Below are 26923 nucleotides of genomic sequence, written 5' to 3' on the forward strand. Positions count from 1 at the left end.
GTGGACGGGGAGAGCATGACTGACGACGACCTGTGGGCGCCCGCGCCGGCCGCGGGTGCCGCGGGCCGCACCCCCGCCGACCACCCCGCGTCCGGGCACGAGGTCCGGCTGGGTCTCGAGGGCTACGACCAGGTCCGCGAGATCGCGCGCGGCGGGGACGGCGTCGTCTACCGCGCGCGGCAGGCTGCCCTGCACCGGGACGTGGCGATCAAGGTGCTGCTCGAGACGGACGCCGCGACCCTGGCGCGGTTCCGCCGCGAGCTGGAGATCACGGTGCGCCTGGGCCGCCAGCACCCGCACATCGTCACCGTGCTGGACACGGGCACCACCGCCCAGGGCAACCCGTGCCTGGTGATGGACTTCCACGACCTCGGCTCGCTGCACGACCGGCTGCGCAGCCACGGCCCGCTGCCCGTCGCCGAGGTGGTCGCGGCCGGCACCGCGGTGGCCGACGCGCTCGCGTTCGCCCACCGGCACGGCGTCCTGCACCGGGACGTCAAGCCACAGAACGTGCTCCTCCTGCCGACGTCCTACGTGCTGACCGACTTCGGCATCGCGCGGATGGCGGACGCCGGGCACACCTCCTCGCTCGAGCGGTTCTCCTACCGGCACGCCTCGCCCCAGGTGCTCGACGGCCTGGAGCCCACCCCCGCCGACGACGTGTGGTCTCTCGGGTCGACGCTGTTCACGCTGCTCGACGGCCGCGCACCGTTCGCGGCACCCGACGCCGCCGACGACACGGCGCTGGGCTACCTGCGCCGGGTGCGCACAGGGCTGCGGCGGCCGCTGCAGCGCGACGACGTGCCCACCGAGCTGCTCGACGTCGTCGAGCGCTGCCTCGCCCCGCACCGGGAGGACCGCTTCGCGGGTGCCGACGAGGTGCACCACGCCCTGCGGCAGGTACCCACCGAGACGCGGTCGTGGGCCCCCACGACGCCGGCAGAGCCGTCGTCGCCAGCCCCTTCCTCCCCAGCCCCTTCCTCCCCAGCACCGACCGTGCTGGCGGCGCACCCCGAGCCGTCGTCGCCGACACCCCCGCCGCCCGCCGACGTCCCGCCGCCCGCCGACGTCCCTCCGGGCGCCGCGCCGCCCCCGGCCCTGGCAGGGCTCGAGCTCCCGCCCGACCAGCCGCAAGCGCCGGGGCCGCTCGCGCCGTCGGCGCTCGCCCTGCTGCAGGGTGCCGGCGGCGGCACGCCGGGACCAGCGGTGACGGCGGCCGACGACGAAGCCACCGGGCTGCACCCGGAGCTGGTGCCCGCGACCGGGGCGTCACAGGAGCCGGACCCGTCCGAGGCCGGGCCCGCGCCGGCGCGGCGGGCCTGGGTGGGTGTCGCCGCGTTCGTCGGCGGGGCGGTGCTGCTGGGCAGCGCGCTGGGTGTCGCGGTGACGCTGTGGACGTCCTCGCGGCAAGCCCCGCCACCACCGGAGGCGGCCCCCACCGCGGTGGACGTCCCGCTCCTCGACGAACCCCTCGCTCCGCCGTCGGGCCCTGTGCAGGCGCAGGTCTCGGAGGCGGCGCTCGAGCCGCGGGACCTGGTCGCCGTCGACCGGGGCACGAGCCTCGAGCTGTCCTGGACCGACCCGACGAGCGGACGGGTCACCGCCATCGTCGTGGACCCGGACGCACCGGGCGAGCCGCGTGCGCTGCAGCGCGTGGCGGCCGGTGTCACGGAGACCACGGTCGAGGGCGTGGACCCGGACGCGGCGCGGGTGTGCGTGCAGGTGGTCGTGGTCGACGTCGAGGCGGCCGACAGGGTCGGGGTCTCCGAACGGGCGTGCGTCGAGCGCTGAGCGCCGTCAGCGGCGCCGCAGCGGCCGGGGGTCGACCCACCAGGTGATCCGCCGCCGCCAGGGTGCCGAGCGACGCAGCGCCCTGGACACCTGGGCGGCCTGGGACCACGTCGACCCCTCCGGCGAGGCCGGGCCGGGCGCGAACGCGGCCGCCTCGGCAGCCCGGGCCAGGGTTGCGGCAGCGGCGCCCGTCGCGCTGTCGACCAGCCGCGCGACGTCGTCGGCGATCCGGGGGGCCGTGCGCGACGGCGCGGGCAGGCCCTGGCGCAGCAGCATCGCGTCGGCGACGTGCTGCCACGCACCCACGACACCCGCGGTGCGCAGGCGGCGGCGCCGGCCGGCGCGGGCGACGGCGAGCCCGGCGGGCACGGCGAGCAACGCCACGCCGAGGAGCGCGGCGAGCGCCCCGGCCCACCGGCCTGCCGCCCCCGGCGCGCTCTCGTCGAGGGGTGCGCCGGAGGCCTCCGGGTCCTCGTCGGCGCCCCCCTCCGCCGGGTCGAGGTCCTGCGCGGGGCCGTCCTCGCCGTCCTGCGGCACGTCCCCGACCTGCTGCGCCGCCAGGTCGGGGGCCAGCCCCGTCGCGGTGGCAGCCCCGGGCGTGGGGTCGAACCGCACCCAGCCAGGACCGGCGAAGTACACCTCGGCCCACATCCGGGCGTCGGCCCCGTGCACCACGACGGGCTCCTCCCCCTCCGCGGGGGGCACCTCGAACCCGAGCACCACCCTGGTGGGCAGGCCCACGGCCCTGCCCAGCACGGCGAAGGCCGTGGTGAACTGCTCGCTCGTACCCACCTGGCCACCGTCCGCCGCCTCGGCGAACAGCAGCTCGCGGACGCGCGCGTACGACGACCCGCTCACGGCGTCGTGCGCCAGCTCCCGCCCGGTGCGCACCTCCTCCGCGAGGAGCATGGCCTGCTCGAGCCGTGACGGGGCCCCCTCCACGACCGCCTGGGCGTAGGCGCGCAGGTCGGCGGGCAGCCGGGGCAGCTCCAGGTAGCGGGCCACCTCCTCCCCCGCCGGCACCCCGGCCGCCGCGGCGTGCCCCACGTCGGAGACGTCGACGTGCGCACGCAGCTCGTACACGAGCCCCTCCGGCAGGCGTGCGTCCGGGCCGGCCAGGGCCAGCACCCCCGTGTCGGCGTCGCTCAGCGCTCCTGGTGCCGTGGTGGACACGGGATGCCCCACCGACGGCAGCCACACCCCCGGCGGGCCCGACGCACCGGCCAGCCCCAGCAGCTCGACCTCGGCGCGGGCCTCCCCGCGCGCGGCGCCGGGCGGCAGGGCCGGTTCTACGACGGCCCCGACGGGCCGCAGGTCCAGGTGCGCCGCCCATCGGGCACCGTCGAAGTCCGGGAGGGTCACCCAGGAGAGATAGCCCGGGTGCTGGCCCCGCACCCGCAGCAGCGGGACGTCCGGCTCGGCGTGCCAGCGCGCCAGCTCGGCGACCGGGTGCGCTGCGCTCATCGGCACCCGCGGCGGCGTCACGTGCTCGCGCGGCTCGTACGGCGCCCCGCGCACCGCCGTCGCGGCTCCTGCTCCCGCGGCGCCGACGAGCGCCACGACGACCAGACCGGCCACGCCCCCGGCGCGCCACCGGACCCGCGAGCCGGGAGCGGCACGCCCCAGCACCGCCTCCGGGGTGCCGCGCCGCACGGCCTCGCCGTCCAGCAGCAGCCACCCCGCCGCCGCGACCACCACGCAGGCCGCCGCCACCGGGCCGGCGTCCGCGGCCCCCGCCGTGAGCAGCTGGGCCGCGCCGTACAGCACCACGGCACCGACCAGGGGCGCCAGCCGAGCCCGGGAGCCGCGGGCCACGGCGAGCGCCACCGCGAGCGCCACGACCGCCGTCAGCATGGCCACGGGGACCACGTGCTCGACGGGGGCGGGGCGAGGCGCGGTGAGGAGCCGGGCGACCGCGTCGACCACCGGGCCCGCCGCCTCCCCGAACGGCGTCGTGCGCCAGGCCGCCACCGTGGTCATCCCTGTGCCCGCCCCTGTTCCCGTGAGTGCCGGCGAGGCCGAGCGCGCGAACGAGGCCCCGACGACCAGGACGAGGGACAGCGTGGCCGAGGCGGCCGCCCACGCGGGCAGGCGCAGCCGCCGGGCGAGGGCGACCACGGCGAACGGCACCACGACCGCCCCGGCCAGCGGGCCGAGCACCAGCGGGGAGTCGAAGGCGGCGGAGAGCGGCAGCGCGGCCAGGAGCAGCAGGGCCACGGCCCAGGACGTCACCGCCGGGCCCGGGCCGGTGCCGGGCGGCCGCCCGGCCTGCGCGCCCACGCCCCCGGCCGTGCTCGCGCTCGTGCTCGTGCTCGTGCTCACCGTGCGCCCACCAGGTCCCAGCCGGCCAGCACGTCCTCGGCCCGTGGCCCGCTGACCACGGTGGCCTTCCCGACCGCCCCGAGCACCCGCCGAGGCTGCGGGTCGATCGACAGCACCACCGTAGTCACCGCACCGCGGGCAGCCAGCAGGAGCGGCTCGACCGGCGCGCCGGCCCCGGTGACCACGGCCAGCACGTCCAGCACGGCGCCCGCACCGGCCGGCAGCGCGACGGGCACCTCCTCGGCGGTGACAGGCAGCGTGGTCAGCAGGTCGACGACGCCGCCCGCCGCGCGCAGCGGCTCTCCCGCGCCGGGCACGCCCGCGGGGACGTCGGCGTCGAGGCTGCCGGACAACGTCACGCAGCGGACGGGGACCCCCTGCCGGGCGCAGGCGGTGACGAGGGAGGCGACGACGTCGACCGCCTCCTCGAAGCCTTCCGCGACGTGGCTCGGCGCCCGGTCGTCCAGCAGCACGGTCAGGTGCGGCTGCGCCGGGTCGGCGTCCTCGCGCACCATGAGGGTGCCGCTGCGGGCGCTGGTGGCCCAGTGCAGCCGCCGCAGGTCGTCGCCCGCGACGTACTCGCGCAGGCCCACGAGGTCGGTCCCGCCGTGCTCGACGCGCTCCTGGGCACCGACGTGGCCGCGTCTGCGCCCGGTGGGCGGCCCCTCGACCGGCAGCACCCGAGGTGTGACCGCGAGAGTCACGGGGTCGCCGCGCCGCTCGCGGGCGACCACCAGGTCGGCGGTGCCCCGCCGCTCCAGGGCGAACGGGCCCACGGTGACCAGCCCGCGACGCTCCGTGGGCAGCCGCACCTCGATCGTGCTGCGCCCACCGGCCGGCAGCGACGCCGGGCCCACCACCCGGTCGGTGCCGCCGACCTGCTCCACGCCCGAGACGGTGAGGGGCAGCCACGGCGACCGGTTGTGCAGCTCGACGTGCGCGACCGCCTCCCCCAGGCGCGTCGTGCGCGGTGGGCTCAGCCGGTGCGCCACGGCGAGAGGGGCCGGCACGAGCACGGAGACGAGCGCGACTGCCACGAGGCCGAGAGCGCCGACCCCGAGGGCCACCAGTCCGGGGTACGCCGCCACGAGACCGCCGCCCGACGTCAGGGCACCGAGCAGGGCGACGCCCGCCCCGCGGCCGGTGAGCCGTACCGGGCGCGGGGGCCTCATGCTGCCGCGGGCCGCGGCACGTCGACGCCCTCGAGCGCCGCCGCCACGACGTCGGTCGTGCTCAGCCCCTCGAGCACCGCCTCCCGGGTCAGGACGACGCGGTGGTCGAGCACGGCGTGCGCGAGCCGCTGGACGTCGCTGGGCACGACGTAGTGCCGCCCCTCCGACGCGGCCCGGACCTGCGCGGCCCCCACGAGCGCCCGCAGCGCGCGCGTGCTCGCACCCAGGCGCGTGCGGGCGTCGGTCCGCGTCGCCTCGCCCAGCGCCCGCACGTAGCGCAGCAGCGGGTCGGCCACGTGCACGGCGGTCAGCGCCTGACGGAACCCGGCGACCTCCTGCGGCGTGGTCACGGCCGGCACCTGGCGGACGTCGCCCGCCGCCGTGCCAGGGCGCAGCACCTCCAGCTCGTGCTCGACGTCGGGGTACCCGAGGCTGACGCGCACCAGGAACCGGTCGAGCTGGGCCTCGGGGAGCCGGTACGTGCCGTCCAGGTCGACGGGGTTCTGCGTGGCCACCACGAGGAACGGCTCGGGCACGGGGTGGGCGACGCCGTCGGCGGTGACCTGGCGCTCGGCCATCACCTCGAGCATCGAGGACTGGGTCTTGGCCGCCGCACGGTTGATCTCGTCGGCCAGCAGCACGTGGGTGAAGACGGGTCCGGGCCGGAACGCCACCTGCCCGGTGGCCGGGTCCAGCACCGTGGTGCCGGTGACGTCGGCCGGGAGCAGGTCGGGGGTGAACTGGATGCGCCGCGACGTGCCGCCCAGGGCGGCGGCCAGCGCCCGGGCCAGCGTGGTCTTGCCGGTGCCCGGGACGTCCTCGAGCAGCACGTGACCGCCGGAGAACAGCGCGGCCACGACGAGCTCGACGACGGGGCGCTTGCCGTGCACGGCGTGCTCGACGGCGTCCACGACGCGGCCGTGCAGCACGCGGAAGGCGGCGATGGTCTGGTCGTCGGCGGCGGTCATGCTGCGGGCTCCTTCGTGGCGGGGCGGTCGGGGGCGCCGGTGGCGGCGCGGCGGGTGCGCAGCCCGCGCATCAGGGCAGCGGCCAGCAGCAGACCGGTCCCTCCGGCGAGCAGGGTGGGGCGGTCGGGTCCGCCCGGGACACCGGGCACCGGCGTCCACGGCAGGGGCACGACGACGACGTCGGGGTCGCCCACGGAGCCCGGCCCGAGGCTCACCGGCTGGTAGCAGAGACCGTTCTCGTCGCAGTAGTACCAGTTGTTGCGTGGCGAGATGTAGCCGGTCACCGTCGCCGACGGCACGCGGGCACCGTCCACCACCGCGTCGACCCGCAGGCTGTGCTCCGTGCCGCCCGGGCTCCCCGGCAACCCCACCTGGCCGGACGTGCCGCACGGGATGTCCCGCACGTCCCGCCCGTCGAAGACGAGGATGCAGCGCCCCGGGTGGGCCGCCCAGCCCGGCGGCGGCGACAGGGAGGCGATGACAGGCACCACCGGGTCGTGCGTGCCGGGAGTCCCCTCTGACACCCAGTCGACCACACGGTCTCCCGGGGCGGGCCCTGGCGGCGGCGGGGCGGCGACCGCGGTGGTGGTGCTCGCTGCGGGACCCTCGCCGACGCCGTTGCGGGGCGTCACCGAGACCGTCAGGGTGCCGCCCGCAGTGCACAGCGGCTGGCCGCCACAGCTCACCGCGAGCGCGGTGGAGGTGCCGGCGACGCTCGTCGAGCCGACGGCGCCCCCGCCGGACCACGCGACGGCGTACCCGGTCACGGGCGACCCGTGGTCCGCGGCCGGAGCCCACGAGACCGCCACGTCGAGCACGTCACCGGCGCGGCCCTGCACCGACGCCGCCAGACCGCCCACGGGACCGGGCGTTCCCGCGACCGTCACGACGTTGCTCGGCGCCGAGGCCGTCGACAGCGAACCGCTCACCGCCACGACCACGAACCGGAAGTCGCCCGGCGGCAGCCCGCGCACGTCCGCCGAGCGGGCACCCGGCCCGAAGGACGTGGTCGAGCCGCCCTCAGGACCGACCAGGTAGGAGTCCACCTCGGACGGCGACGGCGCCCACGACACGGTGACGGAGCCGTCCGGGCGCGCCGTCGCGGCGACGCCCGTGGCCGGCTGCGGCGCCACCGCGGCCGGGGGTGTCGGTACCGGCTCCGGCTCCGGCTCGTCGGGCAGGCTCGGTGCCGGGTCCGGCGTCGAGCCGGCGTCAGGCTCCGCCGTCGTGCTCGGTGCCGGGCTCGGTGCCGGGCTCGAGGAGGGGGCCGACGTCGGGCTCACCGTCGGGGCGGGCGTCCCCGCCCCCGGCGGCGCCGTGCTCGGTGGCACGGCCGCACCCGGCCCCGCGGTCGGAGCACCAGGGCTCGCCGACGGACCGCCCGGCACCTGCGGCGTCCCCGAACCCCCGCCCCGACCCGCCCCCGGGCCAGGCTCCGCGCCGAGCGGCGGCGCTCCGGCGACGTCCGGCAGCCGGGGCGGCGCGACCCCCTCGGGCACCGTGCCCGCGTCCGGCCCGCCCCACACGCCCGAGGGGCGCTCGGCGTCCGCCCTCGGGGCCTCCCCCGCGAACGGGGGCTGCACGGTCTCCCGCTCCGGCCCCCTCGGCTGGCCGGCGCCCGCCCCTGCCGCCGGGGGCTGCGCCGCCCGGCGCGGCGCCGACGCCTGCGGCCCCGGTGAACCGTTGCGCGGGTCCTGCACCGGAGCGCCGCCACGTCCGGTGTCGATCTGCCGGCTCGACCCGTCGGCCTCGACCAGCACCGCACGGCTGCCGTCCTCGGTCAGCACCACGAGCCGGCCGTCGTCCACGAGCAACCGCGGGTCGCGCCCGCCAGGGACCACGACGTCAGGACCGCCGCGCGTCCCGTCGGGGGCCAGCACGATCACCCGGCCCGCCCCCGTGCACGGCACGTACACCCGCCCCCCGAACACGGCAGGGCGGCCCGGGCGCTCGCAGCCCAGCGCCCCCACGCCGACGTCGAGGATGCGGTCGCCCGCGAGCATGACCACCGCGGAGCGTCCCGGCACCCCGGCCGGAGCCAGGTCCGAGGGTGAGGACGCGGCAGGCAGCACCTCGCCCGACAGGTCGGGCACCGCGACAGCGAGGTCGCGCCCGACCCCCACCTGGAGCACCGCGCCGCCGTCGGGCGCGAACACGGTGACCCCCTCGTGGTGGGGCAGCAGCCGGGTGCCGGTGCCCGCCCCGCGCACGGGCCGGGGGTCCGAGACGGTGAGCGCCCGCTCCGAGGGCTGCCAGCTGACGGTGCGCAGCACGCCGTCGGTGCCGACGACCCACACCGTGCCCTGCTCGTCCACGACGGCGTCGGCGAACGGCCCCTGCGCCCGGTACGGGCGGGCCAGGTCGGTCAGTGCGAGGGGGTCCACCGCCCGCACGGTGCCGGTGGACGGGGTCACCAGGTAAACCCGGCCCCCGCCCACGAGGACCTCGACGGGTTCCTCGGAGGCGCGCTGGCCGCCCGCGAGCAGGGTGGCCAGGTCGATGGACGTCACCGTGCCGGTCCGGGCGTCACCGATCACCAGGTGGCCGTCGCGCTGGCTGACGTCCAGCTCCGCGCCCGGCCCCGCCACCTGCAGGCGGCGCTCGGCACGCCCCGTCGCGGGGTTGATCTGGACGACCTGGCCGGTCTCGTCGTCAGGGATCCAGGTGACGCCGTCCGACATGGTCACCACGGTGCTCGCCACGCCGCTGCCGAGCGCGGCCCCCAGCACGAGCGCGGCCCCGGTGACGGCGACGCCCGCCTCGACCACACCACGCTGCCGGTCGCCCGGGGCGCCGCGCAGCCTGCGGAGCAGGCCGGTCCTCATGATCGATCCGCTCATGACACGCTCTCCCGCTCGGTCGACGGCGACAGTACCTGGACGGTCCGGGCAGATCCAGAGGCGACCAGCAACCCGCGCCCGACTCCACCCAGAGGCTCGTGGGTGTGCATCGGCACGGTGACCCCCACGAGGGACCCGTCCGCCATCTCGGGCCCCAGCAGCACCGCTCGACGAGCCCTGCGGGCAACCGACACGGGCCCCGGCACGTGCTGCCGGGCCCGCGCCTCGTCGGCGTCGGTGGCCAGCACGACCGCGGTGCGGCGCGCCGGCCCCTCCTCGACGAGCCGTGCGAGCTCCTCGACGAGCCGCCGGTCCTCGCCGCCCCGTTCCCAGCCGCGCTCCCACACGTGGACGTCGTCGACCAGCACCAGGTCCCAGGCGGAGCCCGACGGCGCGGGAGCGGCCAGGTGCTCCTCGAGCGCCGAGAGCACCGCCGCCGGCTCGTCGAGCGGCTCGACGCCCGGGTGTGCCGGGGCTGCGGGCCCTAGCAGGCGCACGCGGCGAGGAGGCACCGTGGAGCGCGCTGCCGCGTCGGCGAGGCCGAGCAGGAACGACGTGCGCCCGGAGCCGCCCCGCCCCGTGACCAGCAGCGGGCCGCCCAGGAGGGAGAGCACCACACCGGAGGCCAGGTCGGCGTCCACCCCCACGCACACGCCGTCGGCCTCCGGCACCGGGACCAGGTCCGCGGGCACGCGCGTCGGCATGGCCGGGACGGCGACGGGCGGCTGGGAGGCGTACCTGTCGCGCTCGCGCGCCGCGAGCTCGCGCAGCGCACGGCCCTGCTCGGGCGTGCCCGCTGCCCCGACGGTCGCGACCTGCACCTCGGTGCGGCCGAGCAGGCCCCGCCCGGCGGGAGAGGCGTCGTCGAGCACCGCCTGCGGCACCCCGAGCACCTGGTAGTCGTCCACGGACGTCATGCGCAGCACGAGGCGCTGGCCGAACGAGGCCGCGAGCGCGCTCGGCAGCCCCGTGCGCAGCGGCGTGGTGGCCGTGACGTGGACACCGCAGCGGCGCCCGTCCTGCAGCACGGCGGAAAGCTGGTCCAGGTGGGCGCGGCGCAGAGGGCCACCGGACTCGAGCTGGTCGACGAGGGCGGGCAGGTTGTCGACGAGCAGGTGCACCCGCGGCATCACCACGCCCGCGTCGGCGAGCGCCCCGATGTCGGCGGCGCCGTGCCTCGCCAGGAGGGCGTTGCGCTCGACGACGGTGCGGTGCACCATCCGCACGAGCCGCTGGACGCGCTCGGGCTGCTGCTCCCCGACGACCGACCCCACCGACGGGAGCGCGTCGAGCACGCCCAGGCCGCCGCCGGCGGCGTCGATGCCGTAGACGACGGCGGGCGCGGGGTCGTGGGCGAGCGTGGCGGCGGCGGCGACGGTCCGCAGCAGCTCCGTCTTGCCGCTGCCCGAGGCCCCGTGCACCAGGAGGTGCCCAGCCCTGGCGTAGTCGACCAGGAGCGGCCGCTGGTCCTGGGTGCCGGGGTGGTCCGCCAGGCCCAGCGGGAGGGTACCCGGGGCGGGGGCGCACACGTGGACGTCGGGCGCGCTGCCGGGCACGGCGGCCTCGTCGCGTGCCCGCGCCCCGACGAGCACGGTGCCCGGCGCGCCGCCCGCCAGCTGCACCTCGTCCTCGAGCGCAGGGAGCCAGGGGCGCGACGGGGCGGGCAGACCGGAGCGGGCGAACGCCTCCCCGACGGTGAGCACGAGGCGTTCCAGGTCGGACCGCTCGTGCACCCGGCCCTGGCCGGCGGCGGGCACCGGCCCGGCACCCGCGCGCACCGTGAAGGGCCGCACCTGCACGGCGGCCGCGTCGTCCCGGACCGGCTCGTGCGCGCCCACCCAGGCCACCTGGACCAGCTCGCGCGTGCCGTGGCCGGTGCGGCGCAGCCACGCGCGGCCCGGGGTGCGCCGGGACAGCGCGGCGGCGTCGGGGGCGTCGATCACGTCGCCGGAGTCCTCCGTGGAGGCCATGCGCAGCGCGATCCGCAGGTCGGTGTTCGCCTTGATCTGCGGCGTGACCACGCCCGCCGGGCGCTGGGTGGCCAGCAGCAGGTGCATGCCGAGCGAGCGGCCGCGCTGCGCGACGTCCACCACGCCGTCGACGAACTCGGGCACCTCCGCGAGCAGCGCGGCGAACTCGTCGACGCAGATCAGCATGCTCGGCGGGGCCACGTCGGGCCGCAGGCGCTCCAGGGCGACGAGGTCCTTGGCCCCGTGCTCGGCGAGCAGGTGCTCGCGCGCGGCCAGCTCGGCCCGCAGGGACACCAGCGCGCGCTGCACGAGCGCGGGCGTCAGGTCGGTGATGTACCCGACGGTGTGGGGCAGGTCCGCGCACTCCCGGAACGCGGCACCGCCCTTGTAGTCCACGAGCAGGAACGTGATGCGGCTGGGTGGGTTGTTCACCGCGAGGGAGCACAGCAGCGTCTGCAGCAGCTCGCTCTTGCCGGAGCCCGTGGTTCCGGCGACGAGGCCGTGCGGCCCGTCCTCGCGCAGGTCCACGGTGACCACGCCGTCAGGCCCGGCACCGAGCTGGGCGCGCAGGCCCGCCGCCGCCGACCAGCGGTCGAGCACAGCGGTGGCGTCGTCGGGGTCGGCGAGGTCGGTGCCCAGGTCGGGCAGGCGCACGGCGTCCGGCAAGGCGCTGTCCGGCGGCACCACCGCCGACTCGTCACGGCAGGCCGTCAGCGCCCGCGCCGTGTGCCACGCCGCAGCCAGGTCGAGGGTGTCGGCGGTGTCGAGCACGTCGTCGCCGCCGCGGTCACGACGCCGCACCCGCAGCGCGTCGAGGTCGAGCAGCACGTCGGTGGCGGACGGCACCCGGTCCGGGTCGCTCCCCACCCACAGCAGGTGGACGCCGCGCTCCGGCCCCGCCGCGGCGACCGCCTCCACGACGCGCCGCGGCACGCCCGCCTCCTCGTCCACCACGCACACGGTGCGGCCGCGCGCCGCGTCCTGGCCGACGAGCGCGTCCAGCAGCGCCGCGCCCGCCGTCGCCCCCACGGCGACCGGCGGAGCGCCGGCCACCCGGTGCGCGGTGTGCGGCAGCCAGCGCAACCAGGTCTCGACGTGCTCCCCCGCACCCCCGAGCACCGCCGCCAGCACGACGTCGGTGGGCGAGTGGGCCGCGGCCACCCGCACCAGCAGGGCGCGGACGGCGGCGTCGGCGCGGGTGCGGTCCGCGCTCGTGACCGCCACGACCCGCTGCCCCGCCAGGACCAGCGGCACCGGCTGCCCGGCGAGGCGGCGCCGCGCCTCGACCTCCCGCACCGCCAGGTCGCGCTGCACCCGGTCGCCGCCGCGAGCCACCTGACCCGTGACGACGGCGGGGCGCGGCCCCGTGCCGGCACGGACCACCAGGAAGTCCTCGTCCTCGCGCGTGCGCACCCACGTGGACGGGTGGCCGCCCGCGACCCGCTCACGCACGGTGACCAGGTCGGGCTCGTCCTGCGCGGCACGCTCGCGCTGCACCCGCGCGGCGTCGTCGATCCGCGCGAGGACGTCCTCGACGTCGGCCCGCCACGTCCGCAGCTCCGCGTCGTGCTCCTTGGCCGCCTGACGGCGGGCCACCAGGTGGTTGACCGTCATCAGCAGCGGGAACCCGATCATGAACATCAACGAGAACGGGCTGCGGCTCGTCAGGAACATGCCACCGCCGAGCAGGGCCGGCATCAGCATCATCGGCCAGGGGAACGGCTGCCGCCGCGGGGCGGCCGGGGGCGCCGGCACCTCCAGCTCCGCCGGTTCCAGCGCCTCGCCGAACCGCGGCGGGCGCAGCACGGCCGCGTCGGGCTCGGCCAGCGGGGCGTCGCCGCGGTGCACCTCGAGGACCGTGCGCCCCACCTCGACGCGCTCGCCCCACGCGACGGGCTGCGCCCGCACCACGGGCCGGCCCGCCACGCGGGTGCCGTGCGCCGAGCCCTCGTCCTGCACCACCACCCCGCCGACCAGGAGCAGGCGCGCGTGCAGGCGCGAGACGGCCGGGTCGCTGAGCCGCACGGTGGCTCCCGCACCACGCCCCACCGTGCACGCGTCCGTGTCGACGGCGACCTCCAGACCGGCGTCGGGCCCCGCCACCACCCGCACACGAGCTCGGGCCGCCCGCCGCGGGGCGGCCCGCCCGAGCCACGACGCCGGCACCGGCATCACCGGGAGCACCGCCCCGGTGCGCAGCGGTGCCTGGGTCAGCACCAGCCCGGCCGGCCACGGCGCACCGTCGGTGACCGGTGCCAGCAACGTCTCGGGGCTGCCCGCCAGGTGCTCTCCCAGCGCGCGGGCCAGGTCGGCGACGCGGGCTCCCTCCCGCGCCACGACCTCGACGTCGACGGCGGCCAGCCCGCTGTCGCGGGTGGGCTCGATGCTCAGGCGCCACACGTGCGCAGCTCCTCTCGGTCGGGTCCGTCAGGGTCGGTCGGCAGGCCAGCGGGGCAGGTCAGCGGTCACGGCCGGGCGACGCCGGGCGACGCCGGGCGACGGCCCGCACCCCGGCGGGGTGCGGGCCGTGACGTCGGGCGTCAGCTCGACGCGAGCTCCTGGTCGTCGGCCTGCTGCGCGAGCGAGGCGGCGTTCGCCTGCAGCGCCTCCACGACGCGCTGCAGGGCCGGCACGTACTGGCCCGACCAGTCCGCGTTGAAACGCTGGGCGTCGGGGCCGTACCAGGGGGTCGCCTGCAGCTGCTGCGTCAGCCGCGACGTGATCTGGGTGATCGTGTCCGCGTCGACGTTCATGACCCGCACGAGGTCGCGGGCGGCGTTGACGTCCATGCCGAGAACGGTGCTCATGGTGGTGTCCTTCCGTTCGTGGCTCGGGCTGCTGCCCTCGCCGGGTGGGGTGGGTGGTGCCTTGCGGCGCGGCCCGGGGATCAGGCCTCGACCGGCGCGGCGGTGCCGAGCCGGAAGGATGAGTGCGCGTGCGCCAGGGCCTCGCGCTCGGAGGTGGGGGTGGTCGACGACCAGCTCGACACCACCGTGACGGCGTGCCGGTGGCCGGCGGGCGCCCGGGTCGCGTCCACGTGGACGTCCACGTGCTGGTGCACGGTGACTGCCTCGTGCGGACGTGCGAGACGGGCGCCGGCGCGGTCCTCGTGCTCGGCCACCGCCCGGGTCGAGGTGCCCGGGTAGGCCGCGAGCATCGCGTCCAGCACCTGTCCGGCCGACGTGCCGGCCGGCACCAGGTCGGCGGTCACCGTGAGGTTCGGGACGAACCGCTCGGCCGACGGCGCTCCCGGGTCCGACGGCGTGACCACCGCGAGCGCCCGAGGGGCCGGGGCCGCCGTCCAGCCCGCCGGCACCTCGAGGGCGAACCGCGGCGGGCCGGGCAGCAGCGGGCCAGGGTGCTCGACGACGCAGGGCTCGGCCTCCTGCTCGGCGTCGCGCTCGGTGTCGTGCTCGGTGTCGTGCTCGGCAGCCGCCTTCTCGGTCACGGGGCTCATCACCGGGCCTCCGCCGTGCTCACGCCCTGGTCGGCGGCCGCGTCACCGAGACCGGACGCGGGGCTGGCCGCGCCCCCGGCCCAGGCGTCCGTGCCGCTCACGTCGGCGACCACGAGAGGTTCCGCGGCGCCGCCCTCGGGAGCCTCGCCGTCACCGTCACCGTCACCGTCACCGCCGGCCGCCACGCCGGACCGGAGCGCCCCGAGCGTCGCCGCACCGAGGGCGCCCAGCCCCAGCGGGGCCGCTGCCAGGGCCACGGGAGTGCCGCCGTCGGGCTCCTGCACCGCTGCGAGCACCGGGGCGCGGGCAGCGTCGGGGATGGAGGGCGCGCCGAGCGCGCCGGCCGCGGTGGTCACCGCCACGGGAGGGTCCCCCGCGACGCCCGACGAGACGCCGTCGGGCGTACCACCGGGTGTGCCGCCGAGCAGGGCGTCGGCGCCCATCGGCGCCACCGGCCCCGGGGCGCCCACGGGCACCCCCGAGCCGCCCGTGGGCGACCCGGCACCGCCGGTGGGCGCCGTCAGGCGCTCGGCCACATGGTCGGCGACGGCCGCCCCGACCCTCTCCCCGAGGGAGCCGCCGCCGAGCGCGTGCCCGACGGCGCCACCCACCACGCCACCGACCACCTGGCCGGCCGTGCCCACCGGGTCCCGCAGCAGCCCTCCGGCGATGGTGCCCGCCAGGCTGCCGACGGCGCCTCCCGCGCCGGTGGCCGTGCCCGCCGCCCCCAGCGAGGGACCGGGTGCGGCCCCGACGACGGGGAGGACCACCGGGGCGGTGACCTCGGCCCCGGCACCGCTCGCACCGGTGGTGTGCACCGTGATCGAACCGATCGACACGGGCACCACGACCTGCGCACCCCCTCCGCCGGCGCCGCCGCCGGGCTGCGACGGCACCACCGTGGTGTCGGGCGCTGACAGGAGCGGGCCGTTCGCCGCGGAGAGCGTCGGCATCGGGGTCGGCTGGAACACCGCGGCGGGGATGTGCACCGTCGGCGAGTCGTTGCTCGTCACGCGCTGGACCGACGAGATCGCCGCGAGCACGCGGGCGAAGCCCTTGAGGTACCGCGAGACCGACTGCACCCACGGGATGACCACCGCACGCAGGTAGCGGGCGAACGCCGCGCACCACCCCGTCCAGCTCATCGCCTCCATCGCGGCCGCGAGCGCCTTGAGCACCACGACGAGCTTGTCGGCGAAGGCGGCGGCGTCGTTCATCCTGGCGACGATGCGGTCGAGGCCGTCGACATCGGATCCCTGGAACATCTCAGCCTCCTGCGGGGGCGGTCGGGGCGGGCTTGGCAGGTGTGACGCTAGGGACGGCGCCGGCCCGGCGGCCAGGGCGACAGGGGTGGAAGGTTCCGCCTCGTCGCGGGGCCTCCGGGGTCGGCTGAGGGACGCCGACGCGCCGGAGGTGGCCGGGCACGGGCCTGGTGCCTAGCGGCTGGCCTCTTCCTGCATCTCGGCGCGGCGGTCGAGCTCGGCCGCGTTCTCGCGCAGGTTCTGGGTGGCGTTCTCCAGCTCGGGGCGCAGCGCGCCGTCCCACTCCTGGAGGAAGCGCTCGGCGCCGGGGCCGGTCCAGGTCACCTGGGAGAGCATCGAGCCGATGGCGCCGACGATGTCCGACAGGTCGCCGGCTCCCGACCTCATCGCGCGGGCGTGCTCACGGCTCTGCTGCGGGTCGATGCCGTAGAAGGTGCTCTTGTCGTGCACGTCGGCCTCCTGAGGTCGTCACGGGTGGTAGCCGTGACGCTAGGAGGCCGGGGGACGCTCAGACCAGGTCGCCGGGGGTGGAACGTTCCGGGTTGAGGCCCTCGCCGCGAGCCCGGGCAGCCTCGACGACGCGCAGGTCGTCCGGGGTCACGAGCCGCGTCTCCGCGGCGCGCCGCCCGACGGCGAAGCGGACGTTCTGCACCCGGCCGGCGCCCTGCGTGAACGGGTCGTCCGCCGGACCGAACGCCGTGCGGGCCACGACTCGGATGGCGTCGTCGACCCGCTGGGAGCGCTCCAGGTTCCAGGCGTGCCCGCGCCAGGCGAGGATGCGCTCGTAGATCTCCCGGTTGGAGGCGGGGCGGGGGTAGTCGTCGGAGCCGACCAGCCACGGCTCGGCCAGCGCGAGCGCCACGTACCACTCCCGCGACCACCGCTCGAGCCGCGGGGCCGGCGCGGTGGGGGCGCCCTCGAGGTCCTCCGGCGGCTGCCAGGCGTCAGCCTGCGGCTCCTGCGGGACCTCGACGTCGACCACGAGCACGAGGTCCGTGTACTGGCCGGGCGCGGACTGGCGGCCCCGCAGGAGGAGAACGTGGTTCTCGCCCTCGTCGAGGAGGGCGGTCATCCCCTGCGTGAGCGCGACCCGGCGCGCACCGCCCGGCGCGTCGAAGAGGCTGGAGAGCTGCGCCTCGGTGGCTCCGCGCCAGCGCAGGCGCACCACCTCCTCGCCGACGGCGATCTCCCCCACGACGCGCGAGACGTGCGGTGCGGCGCGAGGCAGGGTGAGACCGGTGCGCACGAGCTGGGCGTCGGCGTCGGCGTCGGCGAGCGCGGGGTGCGGGTCACGCCCCACCAGCAGCGTCTCCCCGGTGCCGAGCACGACCGTCGGCACACCGACCCCGCGCAGCGTCACCCGCAGCATCTGTCCACCATCGCCGCACAGTCTGGCGGACGCCGTGGTGCAGGGCCACCTCCGGCGTCACCGGCGGCGGGTGATCCTGCGACGGCGCGGGGCGCCGTCGCGCCCGTCACTCCAGGACGGCGCCCCGTGAGGCGGACTGCACCAGCTTCGCGTACCTGCCGAGCACCCCGCGGGTGTACCGCTGCGGCAGGGGTGACCAGCCCTGCCGGCGGGCTGCCAGCTCGGCGTCGTCCACGAGGAGGTCCAGGGTCTTGCGCCGCACGTCCAGGCGGATGCGGTCCCCGTCGCGCACGAACGCCACGGGGCCGGCGTCGACCGCCTCGGGCGCGACGTGCCCGACGCACAGCCCGGTGGTCCCCCCGGAGAACCGCCCGTCGGTGACCAGCAGCACGTCCTTGCCGAGGCCCGCGCCCTTGATGGCACCGGTGATGGCGAGCATCTCCCGCATGCCCGGGCCGCCCTTAGGACCCTCGTACCGGATGACGACGACGTCGCCGGCCCTGATCGTGCCGTCCTCCAGGGCGTCCAGCGCGGCCCGCTCCCGCTCGAACACGCGGGCGGTGCCCTCGAAGACGTCCTCCTCGAAGCCCGCCGACTTCACGACGGCGCCGTCCGGGGCGAGCGACCCGTGGAGGATCGTGATGCCGCCCGTGGGCCGGATCGGGTCGTCCACGGCCCGCAGGATCTTGCCGTCCGGGTCGGGCGGGGAGATCTCGGCGAGGTTCTCCGCCACCGTGCGGCCCGTGACCGTCAGCGCGTCGCCGTGCAGCAGGCCGGCGTCGAGCAGCGCCTTCATGACCACGGGGACCCCGCCCACCCGGTCCACGTCGTTCATCACGTACCGGCCGAACGGCTTGAGGTCTCCGAGGTGGGGCACCCGGTCGGCGACGCGGTCGAAGTCCGCCAGCGTGAGGTCGACGTCAGCCTCGTGGGCGACGGCGAGCAGGTGCAGCACCGCGTTCGTCGACCCGCCGAACGCCATCACCACGGCGATCGCGTTCTCGAACGCCTCCTTGGTGAGGATGTCGCGGGCCGTGATGCCCTGGCGCAGCAGGTTCACCACGGCCTCGCCGGATCGGTGCGCCCAGACGTCACGGCGCCGGTCCGCCGACGGCGGGGAGGCGCTGCCGGGCAGCGACATCCCGAGCGCCTCGGCAGCGGAGGCCATCGTGTTCGCCGTGTACATGCCGCCGCAGGCGCCCTCGCCGGGACAGATCGCCCGCTCGATGCGGCCGACGTCCTCCTCGCTCATCAGGCCGCGGGCGCACGCCCCCACCGCCTCGAACGCGTCGATGATCGTCACCTGCTTCTCGGTGCCGTCGCTGAGCTTCACCCAGCCGGGCATGATCGAGCCCGCGTAGAGGAAGACGCTCGCCAGGTCCAGCCGTGCTGCCGCCATGAGCATGCCCGGCAACGACTTGTCGCAGCCCGCCAGGAGCACCGACCCGTCCAGGCGCTCGGCCTGCATGACCGTCTCCACGGAGTCCGCGATCACGTCACGGCTCACCAGCGAGAAGTGCATGCCCTCGTGGCCCATCGAGATGCCGTCCGAGACGGAGATGGTGCCGAACTGGAGCGGGTACCCGCCCGCCGCGTGCACGCCCTCCTTGCTGGCCTGCGCCAGCCGGTCGAGGGAGAGGTTGCACGGCGTGATCTCGTTCCACGAGCTGGCGACGCCGATCTGCGGCTTGGCGAAGTCCTCGTCGCCCATGCCGACGGCGCGCAGCATGCCGCGCGACGCGGTCGCCTCCAGCCCGTCCGTGACCTGGCGCGAGCGCGGCTTGATGTCAGGAGCAGCCATGGGCCGAGCGTAAGGACGCCGCCCGCACCTCGCGCGGGCGGCGCCGCGCCCGGCCGGCCCCAGGGCCCAGCCGGGCGGCTTCGACTAGCGGCGCTTGATCAGGCTGACGTCGCGCACGGCGCCGCGATCGGCCGACGTCGCCATCGCCGCGTAGGCGCGCAGCGCCGGGGAGACGTAGCGGTCCCGGTCCTGCGGCTGCCACGGGTGCTCCGACGACTCCATCTTGGCGCGCCGCTCGGCCAGCACCTCGTCGGGCACGTTGACGCGGATGACCCGGGACTCGACGTCGATCTCGATCTCGTCGCCGTCCTCCACCAGGCCGATCGTGCCGCCCGCCGCGGCCTCCGGGGAGACGTGCCCCACGGAGATGCCGCTCGACCCGCCGGAGAACCGGCCGTCGGTGATCAGCGCGACCACCTTGCCGAGGCCGCGACCCTTGATGAACGACGTCGGGTACAGCATCTCCTGCATGCCCGGCCCGCCGGCGGGGCCCTCGTACCGGACCACCACCACGTGCCCGGGCTCGACCTGCTTCGTGAGGATCTTCTCGACCGCCTGCTCCTGCGACTCCACCACGAGGGCCTTGCCGACGAAGTGGAAGACGTCCGGGTCGATGCCCGCGGTCTTGATGATCGCGCCGTCCTCAGCGAGGTTGCCCTTGAGCACGGCGAGGCCGCCCTCGACCGTGTAGGCGTGCTCGATGTCGCGGATGCAGCCGTTCGCGGCGTCGGTGTCGAGGCTCTCCCACACGTTGCTGGTGGAGAACGCCTGGGTGGTGCGGACCCCGCCCGGCGCGGCGTGGAACAGGTCGATCGCCCGCTGCGTGGCCTTGCCGCCCCGGACGTCCCAGTCGTCGAGCCACTCGCGCAGCGTGGGGGTGTGCACGCTCGACACGTCGTGGTCGAGCAGGCCGCCGCGGTCGAGCTCGCCGAGCAGCGCGGGGATCCCGCCCGCCCGGTGGACGTCCTCCATGTGGAAGTTCGGGTGGTTCGGCGCCACCTTGCTCAGACAGGGCACGCGGCGGCTGATCGTGTCGATGTCGTCGAGCGTGAAGTCGACCTCGGCCTCCTGCGCCGCAGCCAGGATGTGCAGCACCGTGTTGGTGGAGCCGCCCATCGCGACGTCGAGCGTCATCGCGTTCGTGAACGCCGCCCGCGTGGCGATGCCGCGAGGGGCCGCCGAGTCGTCCTCGTCCTCGTAGTACCGCCGGGCCAGGTCGACGATGGTGCGCCCCGCCTCGAGGAACAGCTCCCGTCGCGCGGAGTGCGTCGCCAGCGTGGAGCCGTTGCCCGGCAGCGACAGACCGAGCGCCTCGGTCAGGCAGTTCATCGAGTTCGCCGTGAACATGCCGGAGCAGGAGCCGCACGTGGGGCACGCGTTCTCCTCCACCTGGGCCAGCGCCGCGTCGGAGACGTTGTCGTCCGCCGAGTAGTTGATGGCGTTGATGAGGTTGAGGTGCGTCTTGGCCACGCCGTCCGCGACCACCGCCTTGCCGGCCTCCATCGGACCGCCCGAGACGAAGATCGTGGGGATGTTCAGCCGCAGCGCCGCGTTCAGCATGCCCGGCGTGATCTTGTCGCAGTTCGAGATGCACACCAGCGCGTCAGCCGTGTGCGCGTTGACCATGTACTCGACCGAGTCGGCGATGAGGTCGCGGCTGGGCAGGGAGTACAGCATGCCGCCGTGGCCCATCGCGATGCCGTCGTCGACCGCGATGGTGTTGAACTCCTTGGCCACCCCGCCAGCCTCGCGGATCGCGGACGCCACGAGGTCGCCCATGTCCTTGAGGTGGACGTGGCCGGGGACGAACTGGGTGTACGAGTTCGCGATGGCGATGATCGGCTTGCCGAAGTCCTCGGCGCCCATGCCGGTGGCGCGCCACAGGGCGCGGGCTCCGGCCATGTTGCGGCCGTGGGTCGAGGTGCGGGAGCGCAGCGGGCGGCTCATGCCGTCACCCTACGGCTGCCTCGCCGCTCGGAGCGTGACCGTCCGCACTGTGACCCTCGACGGCGTCAGCCCCAGCCTGGACCCCCGGCCCTCGCCGTCGTGCCCCCCGTGTCGCGCCCCGGCACGGGGGGCACGACGGCGAGGGCACGACACGGGCACGACGCGCCGGCGGTTCAGTCGCCCGACGTCCGTACGCCCTCGACGGCGTCGGCAGCCCGCATCCTGCGCACCACCCACGGCCCCAGCGCGGCCACGGCCAGCGCGAACACCAGCGCGACAGCGCCGATCCCGCCGAAGAACGGCGTCGGGGCCATCCCGTCGGTGACCTGCACCAGCTGGGCCGTGATGGCCTGGCCGGCGGCCGGCGCCAGGAACCACAGCGCCATCGCCTGCCCGCGGAACGCGCGGGGCGCGAGGAGCGTGGTCGCGGCGAGCCCGACCGGCGACAGGCACAGCTCGCCGAGAGTCTGGATGAGGTACACGAGCCCCAGCACCCACGCCGGCGTGGCCTCGCCGCCCGCCAGCGCGGACGCCGCCGCGAGGAAGAGGAACGACCCGGCGGCCAGCGCGAGGCCGATCGCGAACTTGTACGGCGTCGCCGGCCGGTCCTTCGTCTTCAGCCAGACCCACGCGAACACCGGCGCGAGCAGGATGATGCACAGCGGGTTGACCGACTGGAACGCCTCGGGGTTGATCTGGTCCCACCACAGGAACGACAGCTCCGTGCTGTCACGGGCGTAGGTCGCCAGGGTGGTGGCGGCCTGCTCGAAGATCATGAAGAAGAGCATCGCCGCGACGAACAGCGGCACGTACGCGAGCAGCCGGCTCCGCTCGGGGTCCGAGACCTTGGGCGAGCGGTACATGACCACGAAGAAGACGATGGGGACCACGAACGCGAGGTAGCTGAGCCCGTCGATCACCGTGGTCATGCCGAACCCGCCGACCAGACCCACGACGACGAAGAGAGCTGCGACCCCGGCGAGCACCCCCAGGACCATACGGACGACAGCCGGGCGCTCCTGCGGCGTGATCGGGTTGGGCACCGCGTCACCAGCACCGCCCAGGAGCCGCCTGCCACCGACGAAGAAGGCCAGGGCGAACGCCATGCCGACCGCCGCCACGACGAACCCCGCGTGGTAGCCGAACCGGTCGCGCACCTCGCCCACGACGAGAGGGCTGAAGAACGAGCCGAGGTTGATCCCCATGTAGAAGATCGAGAAGGCGGACTGCCGACGCGGGTCGTCGCGCTCGTAGAACTCCCCCACCATCGAGGAGACGTTCGGCTTGAGGAACCCCGTACCGAGCGCGACGAGGCAGATGCCGAGCCAGCTGAAGCCGGCCCCGGGCACCGACAGGCTGACGTGCCCCGCGGCGATGATCACCCCTCCGAGGAACGTCGCCCGGTAGGCGCCGATCAGCCGATCGGCGAACCAGCCGCCCACGACCGACAGCAGGTACACGGCCGTGCCGTAGATGGAGACGACGGCCTGGCCGAGCGCCTGGTCGATGCCGAGCCCACCGGCCGCGATGGTGTCGGTGATGTAGTACACCAGGATGGCGCGCATCCCGTAGTAGCTGAACCGCTCCCACAGCTCCGTGACGGAGAGGGTCATGAGGCCCAGCGGGTGCCCGAAGAACCGGCGGTCACCGGAGACGGCCGCCGCGGGGTGCGGCCGGCTCGACAGGTCAGAGGTGCTCATCCTTCGATGGTTGCACCAGGCACACAAGATTGACCAAATCGCGTCGCGATGCTATCGGCGCCTTGTCACTGTGACGCACGTCCCTGGATCGGGGGTGCAGCACCGCTTACTCGCCTTACTCGCCGGCTGCCACCCGGAACTCGTCCTCGAGGATGCTCATCACGATCGCGTCCGCCCAGCCGTCGCCGTCCCGGTAGACGTCGCGCAGGCGGCCCTCCTCACGGAAGCCCAGCGACTCGTACAAGGCCTTCGCCCGCGGGTTGATGCTGAGCACGTCGAGCCCGACCCGGTGCAACCCCGGGCCGGGCTCCCGCTCGCCGTCGACCCGGTAACCGTCGAACGCGAACCGCAGCACCTCCCAGATCGCCTCGCGCCCGTACCCGCGACCGCGGTAGTCGGGCAGCATCTGCAGGCGCAGGTTCGCCGAGCGAGCCACGTCGTCGATCTCGTTCAGCGAAATCTCGCCGATCATGTCGTCGCTGACCGGGTGCCCGTCACGCACGGCTCCGGGCGTGATCGCCCAGTCGTAGCGCCCCGGACGATCGGCGATCGTGGCCGCCCACTCCTGGATCTGCTCCGGCGTGAACGTGGCGGTCGTCCCCGTCTGCCGCAGCCCCTCCGGGTCCTGCAGGGAGTCCCACATCCGCTCGGCGTCCCGTGCCTCGACCGGGCGCAGGCGCACCATCTCTCCCTGCAGGACCGGCCCGCGCGTCATGCCCGGCCCCGGCTCACGAACCGATCCGCTCCAGCACGAGCTCACGCACGCGCTTGGCGTCGGCCTGCCCCTTCGTCGCCTTCATGACCGCACCGATGATGGCGCCCACGGGGCCCTGGTTGCCGGCACGGACCTTCTCCACGACATCCGGCTGCGCGGCCAGCGCCTCGTCCACGGCAGCCAGCAGCGCGCCGTCGTCGGAGACGATCTCCAGCCCACGAGCCGTCACGACCTGCTCCGGGTCGCCCTCGCCGGCCAGCACGCCCTCGAGCACCTGACGTGCAAGCTTGTCGTTGATGCGACCGGAGTCCACCAGCGACTGGAGCTGCGCGATCTGAGCGGGAGTGATCGCCACCTCCGTCAGCGCCGTCTCGGTCTGCTTCGCGTACCGCGCCAGCTCACCCATCCACCACTTGCGCGCCGCCGCCGGCGAGGCACCGCCTGCGACCGTGGCCTCGATGAGGTCGAGCGCACCGGCGTTGACCACGTCGCGCATCTCGGCGTCGGCATAGCCCCACTCGCCCTGCAGACGACGACGCCGCGCCGCCGGCAGCTCCGGCAGGGAGGCGCGGATCTCCTCCACCCACTCCCGGCTCGGCGTCAGCGGGACCAGGTCGGGCTCCGGGAAGTACCGGTAGTCCTCGGCGTCGGACTTCACGCGGCCCGACGACGTGCTGCCGGTGTCCTCGTGGAAGTGCCGGGTCTCCTGCACCACCGTGGCGCCGGCGTCCAGCACGGCGGCCTGGCGCGAGATCTCGTAGCGCACCGCACGCTCGACCGAGCGGAACGAGTTCACGTTCTTGGTCTCCGTGCGCGTGCCCAGCGGTGACTCGGGCGTCGGGCGCAGGGACACGTTGACGTCGGCGCGGACGTTGCCGCGCTCCATGCGCGCCTCCGAGACGTCGAGCGCCCGGAAGATGTCGCGCAGCGTCTGCACGTAGGCGCGCGCCACCTCCGGAGCACGTTCGCCGGCACCCTCGATCGGACGCGTCACGATCTCGACCAGCGGGATCCCGGCACGGTTGTAGTCGACCAGCGAGTACTCGGCACCGTGGATGCGGCCCGTGGCCCCACCGACGTGCGTGTTCTTGCCGGCATCCTCCTCCATGTGGGCGCGCTCGATTTCCACACGGAAGACCGTGCCGTCCTCCAGCTCGACGTCGACCCACCCGTCGTAGGCGATCGGCTCGTCGTACTGGGAGGTCTGGAAGTTCTTCGGGACGTCCGGGTAGAAGTAGTTCTTCCGCGCGAAGCGGCAGTACTCGGCGATCTCGCAGTTCAGCGCGAGCCCGATCCGGATGGCGTACTCGACGGCCTTGCCGTTGACCACCGGCAGAGCGCCGGGGAGACCGAGGCTCACCGGGGTCGTCTGCGAGTTCGGCTCCGCACCGAACGAGGCCTCCGCGGCGTCGAACATCTTGGTGCGGGTGCCGAGCTCGACGTGGACCTCGATGCCCAGCACCGGGTCATAACGCTTGACGGCGTCGGCGTAGTCGACCAGGGCGGTTCCCTGAACAGACATGATGTGGTTCTCCGTCTTCTCGCGTCAGACCAGCTCGGGAGCCTGGGCCAGCAGGGGGCCGCCCCACTGCGCCTGGAGCGCGCCCTCGAGCGCAGCGCCCACGCGGTAGAGGCGGTCGTCGGCCTTGGCCGGGGCCAGGATCTGGAACCCCACCGGCAGACCGTCGTCGGACAGGCCGTTGGGCACCGACATCCCCGGCACGCCCGCCAGGTTGGCCGGGATCGTGGCGACGTCGTTGAGGTACATCGCCAGCGGGTCGTCGAGCTTCTCGCCCAGCTTGAACGCGGTGGTGGGTGCGGTCGGCGAGACCAGCACGTCCGCCTGGGCGAACGCGCCCGCGAAGTCGCGCTGGATCAGGGTGCGCACCTTCTGGGCGCTGCCGTAGTACGCGTCGTAGTAGCCGGCGCTCAGGGCGTAGGTGCCCAGGATGATCCGACGCTTGACCTCGTCACCGAAGCCCGCGCCACGCGTGGCCGCCATGACGCGCTCGGCGGTGACCGGTCCGTCCTCCGGCTCGACGCGCAGGCCGAACCGCATGCCGTCGAACTTGGCGAGGTTGCTCGACGCCTCGGCAGGCAGGATCAGGTAGTACGCGGCCAGCGCGTACGGGAAGTGGGGGCACGAGACCTCGACCAGCTCGGCGCCGGCCTTCTCCAGCAGGGCCAGCGACTCCTGGAACCTGGCGAGCACGCCCGGCTGGTAGCCCTCCCCCTGAAGCTCGGTCACGACACCGACGCGCACACCCGACAGGTCACCCGTGGCACCCCTGCGCGCCGACTCGACGAGGTTCGGCAGCGGGTCGGCGATCGACGTCGAGTCACGCGGGTCGTGCCCGCCAATGAGCTCGTGCAGCAGCGCGGAGTCGAGCACCGTGCGCGTCACCGGCCCCGCCTGGTCGAGGCTCGACGCCAGAGCGATCAGGCCGTAGCGGGAGACCGAGCCGTACGTCGGCTTCACGCCCACGGTCCCCGTCACGGCACCGGGCTGGCGGATCGAGCCACCCGTGTCCGTACCGATCGCGAGCGGGGCCTCGTACGCGGCCACGGCCGCGGCAGAACCACCGCCGGAACCACCCGGGATCCGGTCGAGGTCCCACGGGTTGTGCGTGTTTCCGTACGCCGAGTGCTCCGTCGAGGAGCCCATCGCGAACTCGTCCATGTTCGTCTTGCCCAGGATCGGCAGACCGGCCGCGCGGATCCGCTCGACAAGGGTGGCGTCGTACGGCGGGATCCAGCCCTCGAGGATCTTGGAGCCTGCGGTGGACGGCATCCCCTTGGTCACGATGACGTCCTTGACCGCGATGGGCACACCCGCGAGCGGGTGCACCTCCTCGCCGGCCGCACGTCGGGCGTCGACGTCCTGCGCCGTCGCCAGCGCGTCGTCCCCGCTCACGTGGAGGAACGCGTGCACGCTCTCCTCCACCGCAGCGATGCGGTCCAGGTGCGCGCGCGTCGCGTCGACGCTGCTCAGCTCGCGCTTGCGCAGCGCCTCCGCCAGCTCGGCCGCAGACAGCCGGGTCACGTCCGTCATGTCACTCCTCCCCCAGGATCTGCGGCACGGCGAACCGGCCGTCCTCCGCGGCCGGCGCGCTCGCCAGCACGTCCGCGACCGGCAGCGCCGGCTCAGGCACGTCCTCGCGGAACACGTTCGTGAGCGGCAGTGGGTGGCTCGTCGCGGGCACGTCAGGGGTGGCGACCTCGTTCACCTTGGCGATCGACTCGACGATCACGTCGAGCTCGCCGGCGAGCCGGTCGACCTCCTCCGGCCGCAGGTCGATGCGTGCCAGGGCAGCGACGCGCGCGACCTCGTCACGGGAGATGGTGGACATGGCGCCAGTCTATCGGGGCCGCGGCCCCGTTCCGTTCGTGCCGTGCCCGGAGAACGCGGCACCGACACCGCACTTCATGTGGCGGCACCGGGGCGCGACGCCGCGTCCGATGTGCCTGATCGTGCTGTCATCCGGATGGGGGTATGCCGAAGGCCCGCACCATGTGGTGCGGGCCTTCGGTGAAAGGGTGTCCGGCGGCGTCCTACTCTCCCACCCCGTCTCCAGGGCAGTACCATCGGCGCTGTAGGGCTGAGCTTCC

General features: G+C 75.5%; 18 protein-coding genes. 1 reads left to right on the forward strand and 17 read right to left on the reverse strand.

Annotated elements, in window-relative coordinates; genetic code table 11:
- Positions 1–15: 15 nt before the first annotated feature.
- Positions 16–1791, forward strand: coding sequence for a serine/threonine-protein kinase (locus DNL40_RS15850; protein ID WP_111252237.1), 1776 nt, complete (start codon positions 16–18; stop codon positions 1789–1791).
- Positions 1792–1797: 6 nt separating this feature from the next.
- Here the strand turns inward: DNL40_RS15850 and DNL40_RS15855 are convergent, their stop codons facing one another.
- From DNL40_RS15855 to gatC, 17 genes are all read right to left on the reverse strand, one after another.
- Entirely contained in the window at positions 1798–4113 is a 2316-nt protein-coding gene (locus tag DNL40_RS15855) for a transglutaminase-like domain-containing protein (protein WP_111252238.1), read from the reverse strand.
- A complete protein-coding gene (locus DNL40_RS15860; protein WP_111252239.1) occupies positions 4110–5285 on the reverse strand; it encodes a DUF58 domain-containing protein in 1176 nt (391 codons plus the stop codon). The genes DNL40_RS15855 and DNL40_RS15860 overlap by 4 nt, the downstream gene beginning before the upstream one ends.
- On the reverse strand, positions 5282–6253 hold the full coding sequence (locus DNL40_RS15865; RefSeq protein ID WP_111252240.1) for an AAA family ATPase: 972 nt from the start codon (positions 6251–6253) through the stop codon (positions 5282–5284). The genes DNL40_RS15860 and DNL40_RS15865 overlap by 4 nt, the downstream gene beginning before the upstream one ends.
- On the reverse strand, positions 6250–9078 hold the full coding sequence (locus DNL40_RS15870; RefSeq protein ID WP_111252241.1) for a hypothetical protein: 2829 nt from the start codon (positions 9076–9078) through the stop codon (positions 6250–6252). The genes DNL40_RS15865 and DNL40_RS15870 overlap by 4 nt, the downstream gene beginning before the upstream one ends.
- Positions 9079–9089: 11 nt before the next feature.
- Positions 9090–13463: a type VII secretion EssC family protein gene (locus DNL40_RS15875; protein WP_111252242.1), complete on the reverse strand. Its 4374-nt coding sequence runs from the start codon at positions 13461–13463 to the stop codon at positions 9090–9092.
- Between the two features lie 140 nt (positions 13464–13603).
- The gene (locus DNL40_RS15880; protein WP_111252243.1) at positions 13604–13870 is read right to left on the reverse strand and encodes a hypothetical protein; all 267 of its coding nucleotides are present in this window, start codon (positions 13868–13870) and stop codon (positions 13604–13606) included.
- Between the two features lie 80 nt (positions 13871–13950).
- Positions 13951–14520, reverse strand: a complete 570-nt coding sequence (locus tag DNL40_RS15885; protein WP_111252244.1) for a hypothetical protein — start codon at positions 14518–14520, stop codon at positions 13951–13953.
- Positions 14520–15785, reverse strand: coding sequence for a hypothetical protein (locus tag DNL40_RS15890; protein ID WP_111252245.1), 1266 nt, complete (start codon positions 15783–15785; stop codon positions 14520–14522). The genes DNL40_RS15885 and DNL40_RS15890 overlap by 1 nt, the downstream gene beginning before the upstream one ends.
- 171 nt (positions 15786–15956) lie before the next feature.
- Positions 15957–16232: a WXG100 family type VII secretion target gene (locus tag DNL40_RS15895; protein WP_111252246.1), complete on the reverse strand. Its 276-nt coding sequence runs from the start codon at positions 16230–16232 to the stop codon at positions 15957–15959.
- A 58-nt stretch (positions 16233–16290) separates the two neighbouring features.
- Positions 16291–17151, reverse strand: coding sequence for a hypothetical protein (locus DNL40_RS15900; RefSeq protein ID WP_111252247.1), 861 nt, complete (start codon positions 17149–17151; stop codon positions 16291–16293).
- A 106-nt stretch (positions 17152–17257) separates the two neighbouring features.
- Positions 17258–18952: a dihydroxy-acid dehydratase gene (ilvD, locus tag DNL40_RS15905; RefSeq protein WP_111252248.1), complete on the reverse strand. Its 1695-nt coding sequence runs from the start codon at positions 18950–18952 to the stop codon at positions 17258–17260.
- Positions 18953–19036: 84 nt separating this feature from the next.
- A complete protein-coding gene (gene ilvD, locus DNL40_RS15910; protein WP_111252249.1) occupies positions 19037–20899 on the reverse strand; it encodes a dihydroxy-acid dehydratase in 1863 nt (620 codons plus the stop codon).
- A 173-nt stretch (positions 20900–21072) separates the two neighbouring features.
- On the reverse strand, positions 21073–22599 hold the full coding sequence (locus DNL40_RS15915) for a peptide MFS transporter (RefSeq protein ID WP_111252250.1): 1527 nt from the start codon (positions 22597–22599) through the stop codon (positions 21073–21075).
- 115 nt (positions 22600–22714) lie between these two features.
- Positions 22715–23314 carry a GNAT family N-acetyltransferase gene (locus tag DNL40_RS15920; protein WP_111252251.1) on the reverse strand — a complete coding sequence of 200 codons (600 nt, stop codon included), beginning with the start codon at positions 23312–23314 and terminating at the stop codon, positions 22715–22717.
- 13 nt (positions 23315–23327) lie between these two features.
- A complete protein-coding gene (gene gatB, locus DNL40_RS15925; RefSeq protein WP_111252252.1) occupies positions 23328–24836 on the reverse strand; it encodes an Asp-tRNA(Asn)/Glu-tRNA(Gln) amidotransferase subunit GatB in 1509 nt (502 codons plus the stop codon).
- Positions 24837–24860: 24 nt separating this feature from the next.
- Positions 24861–26366, reverse strand: a complete 1506-nt coding sequence (gatA, locus tag DNL40_RS15930) for an Asp-tRNA(Asn)/Glu-tRNA(Gln) amidotransferase subunit GatA (RefSeq protein WP_111252253.1) — start codon at positions 26364–26366, stop codon at positions 24861–24863.
- 1 nt (position 26367) lies between these two features.
- Positions 26368–26664, reverse strand: a complete 297-nt coding sequence (gene gatC / locus DNL40_RS15935) for an Asp-tRNA(Asn)/Glu-tRNA(Gln) amidotransferase subunit GatC (RefSeq protein ID WP_111252254.1) — start codon at positions 26662–26664, stop codon at positions 26368–26370.
- Positions 26665–26923: the final 259 nt, after the last annotated feature.

Origin of the sequence: Xylanimonas oleitrophica, assembly GCF_003244315.1 — a bacterium.
In the GTDB taxonomy this organism is placed as follows: Bacteria; Actinomycetota; Actinomycetes; order Actinomycetales; family Cellulomonadaceae; genus Xylanimonas_A; species Xylanimonas_A oleitrophica.